Source organism: Streptomyces sp. NPDC127092 (genome assembly GCF_042722475.1).
In the GTDB taxonomy this organism is placed as follows: domain Bacteria; phylum Actinomycetota; class Actinomycetes; order Streptomycetales; family Streptomycetaceae; genus Streptomyces.
Map to the genome: position 1 here is coordinate 122,196 of NZ_JBHXFE010000019.1, position 8,510 is coordinate 130,705.

Genomic DNA, 8,510 nt, shown 5'->3' on the forward strand with positions numbered 1-8,510 from the left:
GCGCGGGTTCGTGGGGGGAGGCTGCATAGAGAGAGGGGGGAAGGGCCTGGGGGGAGGGGGGGGGTGTTCTGTGGGGGCGCACGGGCGGGGAACCCCGCCGCACCCTTCATGTCCCTCAGCCACCGGCGGCCCGTGCGTGCGTGGCCGTGGCGTGCGCGGCCGTGGCTCGCAGGACGCCGAGCAGGCGGGTGACCTCCTCGGCCACGGCCGCCCGCCCGGCGCCCAGGTAGCCGCGCGTGTCGACCGCCGTGCGGTCCGCGGCGAGGGCTTCGCGGGCCGCCGTGGTGAACACGCGGTTCAGGTGGGTGGCGATGTTGACCTTGGTCATGCCGTGTTCGACGGCGGTGGTGAGGTCGCGGTCGGCGACGCCCGACGAGCCGTGCAGCACCAGGGGCACGGGGACGCCGGCGCGCAGGGCGGCGATGAGGCCGAAGTCCAGGGCGGCGTCTCGGGTGAGCATGGCGTGCGAGGTGCCCACGGCCACCGCGAGGGCGTCCACGCCCGTGGCGGCGACGAAGGCCGCCGCCTCCCCCGGGTCGGTACGGGCCCCCGGCGCGTGCACGCCGTCCTTGCCGCCGACCTCGCCGAGCTCCGCCTCCACCCAGACCCCTGCGGCGTGGCAGCGGGCCCGTACGGCGGCGGTGGCGCGGACGTTCTCCTCGTACGGCAGGGTCGAGGCGTCGTACATGACGGAGGTGAAGCCCAGCGCGACCGCCTCGGCGACGAGTTCGGGCGAGGTGGAGTGGTCGAGGTGGACGGCCACCGGGACCGCCGCGGCGCGGGCGACGGCCAGGGTGGCCGTGCCTATCGGGGCGAGGGCGCCGTGGTAGCGGACGGCGTTCTCGCTGATCTGGAGGATCACGGGGGCGCCGGCCGCCTCCGCTCCGGCGACGATCGCCTCGGCGTGTTCGAGCTGGATGACGTTGAAGGCTCCGACGCCGCGTCCGGCGCGGGCGGCGGGGTTGACGACGTCGGCCGTCCCTACGAGGGGCATGGTGTGTCTCCTGGAGTACGGGGCAGGGGTGCGACATCCACCAGGTGGCGGAGCCGGTGGTGCACGTCGGGCGCGAAGGAGCCCGCGAGCGGTGCCGCCACGGCGGCGGCCGACAGCGCCACGGCCTCGGCGAGCCGTACGGGCCAGGGGTCGCGTGCCGCGATCCCGAGGGCCAGCGCGGCGACGGCGGCGTCCCCGGCACCGGTCGGATTGCCGCGCAGCCGCTCGGGAGGCCGTGCCCGCCAGGCCCCCTCGACGGTGACAGCGACCATGCCCGCACCCCCGAGCGAAGCGACGACGGCCCCGGCCCCGGCGGAGAGCAGGGCCTCGGCCGCGAGAAGAGCGGCGCGGTGGGGATCGCCGGGCTCGGGGGCCGGACCGGCGTCACGGCCCGAGGCCGGGGCGGCGGCAGCGGACCGGCCGGGTTCCGGCGCAGGCTGGAAGCCCGGCGCGAGCCCGGCGCCCGCCGCCGGCCCCGTGCGCAAGGCAGCCGCGAAGTGGGTCGCCGCCTCCGTGAGTTCGTCGGCGTTCGGTTTCACCAGGGTCGGGCCGGCCGGCAGGGCGGCGAGGAGGGGCGGGCCGCTGGTGTCGAGGAGGGCCGGGACTCCCCGTGCGCGGGCGGCCCGGACGAGGACCGCGTAGGCGTCGTCGGGCAGGCCGGGTGGCAGGCTGCCGGAGAGGACGACGACGGTGGCGCGGGCGAGCAGGGCGCCGAAGGCCTCGCGGAAGAGGGACCATTCCTCCGGGAGCACGACGGGTCCCGGTTCCAGCAGGGTCGTCGTGTCGCCGGTGGAGGCGTCCACGACGGCCACCGTGCGGCGGGTCTCGCCGACGACGGGGACCAGCTCCTCCGGGATGCCGGCCCGGTGGAGTTCGCGGCGGACGGCGGCTCCCGTGCCGCCGCCGGCGAGGCCCGTGACGAGGGTGGGGTGGCCGAGGGCGTGCAGGACGCGGGAGACGTTGACGCCCTTGCCGCCCGCGCGGGCGGCCACGCCGTGGACGCGGTGGGCGGCGTGGGGACGGAGCCGGTCGACGTGGTGGGTGATGTCGAGGGCGGCGTTGAGCGTGACGGTGAGGATCACAGCGCCACCGCTTCCGGTCGGACCAGGAGGTCCTGGGCGAGGAACGCCGCTCCCATGCAGCCGGCCAGGTCCCCGAGGCGGGCCTCGACGACCTGGGGCACGGCCTGGAAGGTGAGGCGCTCGGCGAGCGCGGCGCGCAGGGGCGCGAGGCAGGCCTCCCCGGCCCGGGACAGGCCGCCGCCGATGACGACGCGCTCCGGGTCGTAGAGGGTGATCGCGGTGGACAGCGCGTCGGCGAGCGCCTCCATGGCCTCGGACCAGACGGACGCGGCCACCTCGTCGCCGGCCTGGGCGCGGCGCTGGACGTCCCGGGCGGTGACGCCGTGCCGGCGGGTGGCGCGTGCGTAGCGGCGGGCGACGGCGGAGGCGGAGGCCACGGTCTCCAGGCAGCCCCGCGCCCCGCACCGGCAGCGCTCTCCTCCGGGCCGCACCACGACGTGGCCCAGTTCCCCGGCCCGGCCGTGACGGCCCGTCAGGGCGCGGGCGCGGCCGGCGGTGAAGGCGGCCGCGGCGATCCCGGTGCCGACGGGGACGAAGAGGAAGTCGGCGCAGCCCCGGCCGGCGCCCGCCCGGGCTTCCGCGAGGCCGCCGGCCCGGACGTCGTGGCCGAACGCGACGGGCAGGCCGAGGTGTTCGGCCAGCCAGTTCCGGACGGGCACGTCGCGCCAGCCGAGGTTGGCGGCGCGTACGGACACGCCGTCGTCCTCGTCGACGACGCCGGGGACGACGACGCCGGCGGCCTCGGCGGCGGGGCAGCGCCCGGCCAGTTCGGCGGCGCAGGCGAGCACGGTCTCCAGGACGGCGTCCGGGCCGCGTTCGGCCCGGGTGAACCAGCGCTGGGTGTGGCTCGGCGAGCCGTCCTCCGCGAGGAGGGCGCCCTTGATGAAGGTGCCTCCGACGTCCAGGGCGATGACGGTCATGATCCGGCCCGGGCATCCCGCGGCCCGGCGTCGGCGAGGACGACGGAGCGGGTGAGGTTGCGGGGACGGTCCGGGTCGAGGCCGCGGCGCCCGGCCAGGGCCACCGCGAGGCGCTGGGCGCGGACGAGGTCGGCGAGCGGGTCGGACGGGGAGACGGAGGCGTACGCGCCGGTCGCCCGCACCTCGTCGAGGAGGCCGGCCGGCGGAGCGCCGAGGAACCAGACGGCGCGCCCCGGTCCCGCGATGCTGATCGGCCCGTGCCGGTACTCCATGGCCGCGTACGACTCCGTCCACGCACCGGACGCCTCGCGCAGCTTGAGCGCGGCCTCGTGGGCGAGGCCGACGGTCCAGCCGGTGCCGAGGAAGGTGAACTGCTCGGCGTTCACGGCCTCTTCGGACAGCGGGTCGAGCACGGCACGCTCGGCCTGCTCGGGCAGGTCCCGCGGGACGAGCCCGAGGCCGGCGCGCAGCAGCACGAGGGCCGTCGTGGCGAACCGGGTCTGCACGACGGACCGTTCGTCGGCGAACGAGAGGTCGACGACGGCGTCGGCGGCGTCGCGGACGGGCGTGTCGAGGTCGCCGGTGAGCGCGACGGTCGGGGTGCCGCGGGCCGCCAGGTGGCGCAGGGCGTCGAGCACTTCGGTGGTGGTGCCGGAGCGGGTGATCGCGAGGACGCGGTCGTAACGGCGGGTCAGGGGATACGCGGAGGCGGCGAAGGCGTCGGTCTCGCCGAGGCCCGCGGTCTCGCGCAGTTCCGCGTAGGCCTGGGCGATGTGGAGCGAGGTGCCGCAGCCGATCACGGCGAGGCGCTCGCCGTCCTGCGGCAGCCCGGCGGGCCGGGCCTCAAGCGCGCGACTCCAGCACGCGGGCTGGCTGGCGATTTCCGCTTCGACATGACTCACGGGGGCTCCCGGATGGTTCACGGCGGGCTTGCGTCCAGCCCGATGATTGAAGATGAAGTTTTTATAGGGCTTACAAGCAGCACTGCGCAAGTATGAGCAGCAGCGCGCAGGCCGCACGCGGGGCGGGTTACGCTCAGCACCCGAAGCAGGCAGGCCGTGACGAGCGAGGAGAACGGTGATGGGCACGCACGAGCGGTGGACGCGGCTCCTCGACGCCCTGAGCGAGCGGGGCAGCATCGAGGTGGGCGAGGCCGCCACGCTGCTCGACGTCTCCCCCGCCACCGTGCGCCGGGACCTGGAGGAGCTGGCCCGCCAGCAGCTCCTGACCCGGACCCGCGGCGGCGCAGTGCTCAGCGGCGTCACGTACGACCTGCCGCTGCGCTACAAGACAGCCCGCAAGGCGGACGAGAAGCAGCGCATCGCCCGCGCCGCCGCCGCGCTCGTCCCGCCGGGCGCCGTCGTGGGACTGAACGGCGGCACCACGACCTCGGAGGTGGCCCGCGAGCTGGCCACCCGCCCGGACCTGGCCGAGCACGCGGCGGCGACCGCGCTGACGATCGTCACCAACGCGGTGAACATCGCCAACGAGCTGGCCGTCCGGCCGTACGTGAAGACCGTCGTGACCGGCGGCGTCGCCCGCCCCCAGTCGTACGAGCTGACCGGCCCGCTGGCCGCCGCCGTCCTCCAGGGCCTGTCCCTCGACTACGCGATCCTCGGCGTCAACGCCGTCGACCCGGGCTTCGGCGCCTCCACCCACGACGAGGGCGAGGCCAGCGCCAACCGCGCCATGGCCGAGCGGGCCGACCGGGTGGTCGTGGTCGCCGACTCCACCAAGCTCGGCCGGCGGGCCTTCGCCCGGGTCTGCACGATCACCGAGATCGACGTGCTCGTCACCGACCACGACGCCCCGGACGAGCTCGTGGAGCAGCTGACGAGCCAGGGCGTGGACGTCCACTGCGTGTAGGGGCGTTCCGCCGGACAGGCCCTGAGGCCCGTCCGTAGCGGCCTGGGGACACCCGGCGTCGGCCATCGCCGGGTGGTTCTTCTACTCGAAGGCCTTGATCACGCCTGCCAGCAGGCCCGGCCGGGTTGTCGCCGTTGGAGCCGTGGTCCGCCGCGACCTGCCTATCGAAGCCTGCGCGATCGTGCGCGTTTCTGATTGGAACAAGCGGCGCGTGAGCACTTGACGTCATTCGGCGGGACTGTCGAGCATGTCGCGTCAGCACGTGTTGTCGGCGGCGCCGCGGACGGCGGCGGCCGCATGGCCCGAAAGGCGGCTGTGATGCAACGGAACTCCGCACGTCCCCCACGACCGTGGGGAGGAGGCCGGGCCCGGGGCAGACGCCCCGCGGTCCTCGGCCTGGTCGCGGCCATGGTGGCGGCCGTCCTCTCGGTCGCCGGCCCCGCGTCGCCCGCGGCGGCGGCGAGCGCCGGTGACGTCACCGGCGTCAGCCAGTCGGGGAACACCGTCACGATCAGCACGTCGACGGCGGCGAAGGCCAGAGTGGTGATCGCCCGCCAGGACATCTTCCGCATCTGGCTCTCGCCCGGCGGCGGCTTCACCGACGACCCGGCGGGCAACGCGCTCGCCACCACCACCGACTTCGGCCCGGTGACGACGAGCGTCACCGACGCCGGCACGTACTACCGCATCACCACGCCGGCCCTGAACATCCGCGTCGACAAGTCCCCGATGCGCTTCTCCGTCTACCGCGCCGACAACAGCACGCTCGTCTGGGCCGAGTCCCAGCCGCTGTCGTGGACGGGCACGCAGACCAGCCAGTACCTGACGCAGGGCGCCGACGAGCAGTTCTACGGCACCGGCCTGCGCCTCGGCGAGTGGGCGCTGCGCGGCAAGACGGTCCCGGTGGCCGTCGCGAACACGTGGAAGGAGAACACCAACGCGAGCCCGGCGCCCTTCTACATGTCGACCAACGGCTACGGCGTGATGCGCAACACCTGGGCACCCGGCAGCTACTCCTTCGGCGCGCCCGGCACCTTCACGCACAACGAGAGCCGGTTCGACGCCTGGTACTTCGTCGGCGACTCGCTCAAGGGCGTCCTCGACGCGTACACCGACGTGAGCGGAAAGCCGTTCCTGGCCCCGATGTGGGGCTTCGAACTCGGCAACGCCGACTGCTGGAACGCCTCCAACCCCGACTACACCGGCGACCACGGCCGGCTGCGGCACCAGACGACGAAGGACGTCCTCGGGTACGCGGCCGACGCCCGCGCCGCCGACATGCCGTCCGGCTGGTTCCTGCCCAACGACGGCTACGGATGCGGCTACACCGACCTGAAGGCCACGGTCGACGGCCTGAAGGCGAAGGGCTTCCAGACCGGCCTGTGGACGTCGACCGGCCTCGCGAACATCGGCACCGAGGTCGGCACCGCCGGCAGCCGCGGCGTGAAGACCGACGTGGCCTGGATCGGCTCCGGTTACAAGTACGCCTTCGACGGCGTGCAGCAGGCCGTGGACGGCATCGAGAAGAACTCCGACGCCCGCCGCTACGTCTGGACCGTCGACGGCTGGGCCGGCACCCAGCGGAACGCGATCGTGTGGACCGGCGACACGCCGGGCACCTGGGACGCCATGCGCTGGCACGTCCCCGCCATCACCGGCGCGGGCCTGTCCGGGTTCAACTACGCGGCCGGCGACGTCGACGGCATCTTCCAGGGCAGCCCCAAGACCTACGTCCGCGACCTGCAGTGGAAGGCGCTCACGCCCGCCTTCATGACGATGTCCGGCTGGGGCGCCACCAACCCGGAGGCGGGCTACCAGGACAAGCAGCCCTGGCGGTTCTCCGAGCCGTACCTCTCCGTCAACCGCAAGTACCTCAAGCTGAAGATGCGGCTGATGCCGTACCTGTACTCGGCGAGCCGCGTCGCCGCCGAGACCGGCACGCCGACCGTCCGCGCCATGGTCCTGGAGTACCCGGACGACCCGGTCGCGCGCGGCAACCAGACCAGCGGCCAGTTCATGTCCGGCGACTCGATCCTGGTGGCACCGGTCGTGACGGACACGACGACCCGTGACGGGATCTACCTGCCGGCCGGCACCTGGACCGACTACTGGACCGGCAGGACGTACACCGGCCCGGGCTGGCTGAACGGCTACGGCGCCCCGCTCGACACGCTGCCGATGTTCGTCAAGGGCGGTGGCATCGTGCCGATGTGGCCGCAGATGAACCACACCGGCGAGAAGCCCGTCTCCACCCTCACCTACGACGTCTACCCGCGCGGCGCCTCGACGTTCACCCTGTACGAGGACGACGGCATCACCCGCCAGTACCGGACCGGCGCCTACGCCGAGCAGAAGGTCGACGTCACCGCCCCGGCCTCCGGCACCGGCGACGTGAGCATCGCCGTCGGGGCGAGCACCGGCACGTACGCCGGCAAACCCGCCTCCCGCGGCTACGAGTTCACCGTCCACGCGGCCGCCGCCCCCTCGGCCGTCACGGTCGACGGCTCCGCCCTGCCCGCCCTGACCTCCAGGAGCGCGTACGACTCGGCGGCCACCGGCTGGTACTTCGACGCCGCCGACCGCTCCGGCACGCTCTGGATCAAGACGGGCCCGAAGTCGGCGGCCTTCACGGTGAAGGCCGCCGGGCTGACGCTGCTCCCGGCCTCGGCGGTACCGGCCACCGGCACGCCGATCCCGAAGGCCGGATGGAAGGTCCAGTACGCCGACAGCCAGGAGACCTCGGCCGAGAACGGCGCCGCCGCGAACGCGATCGACGGCAGCGCCTCGACCCTGTGGCACACCGCCTACTCCGGCGGCCAGGCCGCCGCGCTCCCCCACGAGATACAGATCGACCTCGGCGCGCGCCACGACGTCGACGGCGTCTCCTACCTGCCGCGCCAGGACGGAGGGAGCAACGGCCGGATCGGCTCGTACGAGGTCTACGTGTCCGACACGACGGCGAGCTGGGGCAGTCCGGTCGCCACGGGCACGTGGGCGGACACCGCCACGGAGAAGAAGGCCTCGTTCGCCCCGAAGACCGGCCGCTACCTGCGTCTGAAGGCCCTGTCGGAGGCGGGGAACCGGGGCCCGTGGACCAGTGCCGCGGAGATCTCGGCGACGGGCCGGGCGACGCCGCTCCCGGCGAACGCCACGCTGGTCAACGCGGCCTCCGGGACGTGCGCCGACCTGCCGTACGGCGCCACCACCGCGGGCACCGAACCCACCCTCTACACCTGCCACGGCGGCACCAACCAGCGCTGGACCTTCACCGCTGCGGGCACCCTCACCGGCAAGGACGGCGTCTGCCTCGACGGCTCCGGCACCACCGTCGCCGTCCAGCCCTGCAACGGGTCGGCCGGCCAGAAGTGGCAGCTCGGCGCCCAGTCGAGCGTCACCAGCGGCGGCCGCTGCCTGGCGCCGGCCGGGGCGGGCACGGCCAACGGCACGAAACTGACCCTCGCCACCTGCTCCGCCACCTCGGCGGCCCAGCGCTGGACACCCACTCCCTGACCCCGCCCCCACCCCCACCCGGGGCCCCCGGCATGTAGTCCCCGGACCGAGGGGGGGGGGAAGTAAAAACCCAGAACCCCAAAGTTTTTGGGTTCACTTGGTGGTTCGGGGGGGTTTGAGGCGCCTACCACACCCCCC

General features: G+C 74.3%; 6 protein-coding genes. 2 read left to right on the forward strand and 4 right to left on the reverse strand.

The genetic code is table 11. The features are described from left to right. Positions 1 to 115: 115 nt before the first annotated feature. From ACFWJO_RS18030 to ACFWJO_RS18045, 4 genes are read right to left on the reverse strand one after another with little or no spacing between them, the layout of a single operon-like run. Complete coding sequence (locus tag ACFWJO_RS18030) at positions 116 to 994, reverse strand: ketose-bisphosphate aldolase (RefSeq protein ID WP_386866160.1); 879 nt, start codon at positions 992 to 994, stop codon at positions 116 to 118. After that, positions 982 to 2,076 carry a 1-phosphofructokinase family hexose kinase gene (locus ACFWJO_RS18035; protein ID WP_386866162.1) on the reverse strand — a complete coding sequence of 365 codons (1,095 nt, stop codon included), beginning with the start codon at positions 2,074 to 2,076 and terminating at the stop codon, positions 982 to 984. The genes ACFWJO_RS18030 and ACFWJO_RS18035 overlap by 13 nt, the downstream gene beginning before the upstream one ends. Beyond that, the gene (locus ACFWJO_RS18040; protein ID WP_386866205.1) at positions 2,073 to 2,999 is read right to left on the reverse strand and encodes an ROK family protein; all 927 of its coding nucleotides are present in this window, start codon (positions 2,997 to 2,999) and stop codon (positions 2,073 to 2,075) included. Before ACFWJO_RS18040 ends, ACFWJO_RS18035 begins: the two co-directional genes overlap by 4 nt. Next, entirely contained in the window at positions 2,993 to 3,898 is a 906-nt protein-coding gene (locus ACFWJO_RS18045) for an SIS domain-containing protein (protein WP_386866164.1), read from the reverse strand. The genes ACFWJO_RS18040 and ACFWJO_RS18045 overlap by 7 nt, the downstream gene beginning before the upstream one ends. 178 nt (positions 3,899 to 4,076) lie before the next feature. On the opposite strand from ACFWJO_RS18045, the gene ACFWJO_RS18050 reads away from it, so the two are divergent. Beyond that, positions 4,077 to 4,862, forward strand: a complete 786-nt coding sequence (locus tag ACFWJO_RS18050; RefSeq protein WP_386866166.1) for a DeoR/GlpR family DNA-binding transcription regulator — start codon at positions 4,077 to 4,079, stop codon at positions 4,860 to 4,862. Between the two features lie 408 nt (positions 4,863 to 5,270). Then, positions 5,271 to 8,372, forward strand: coding sequence for a TIM-barrel domain-containing protein (locus ACFWJO_RS18055; protein ID WP_386866168.1), 3,102 nt, complete (start codon positions 5,271 to 5,273; stop codon positions 8,370 to 8,372). Positions 8,373 to 8,510: the final 138 nt, after the last annotated feature.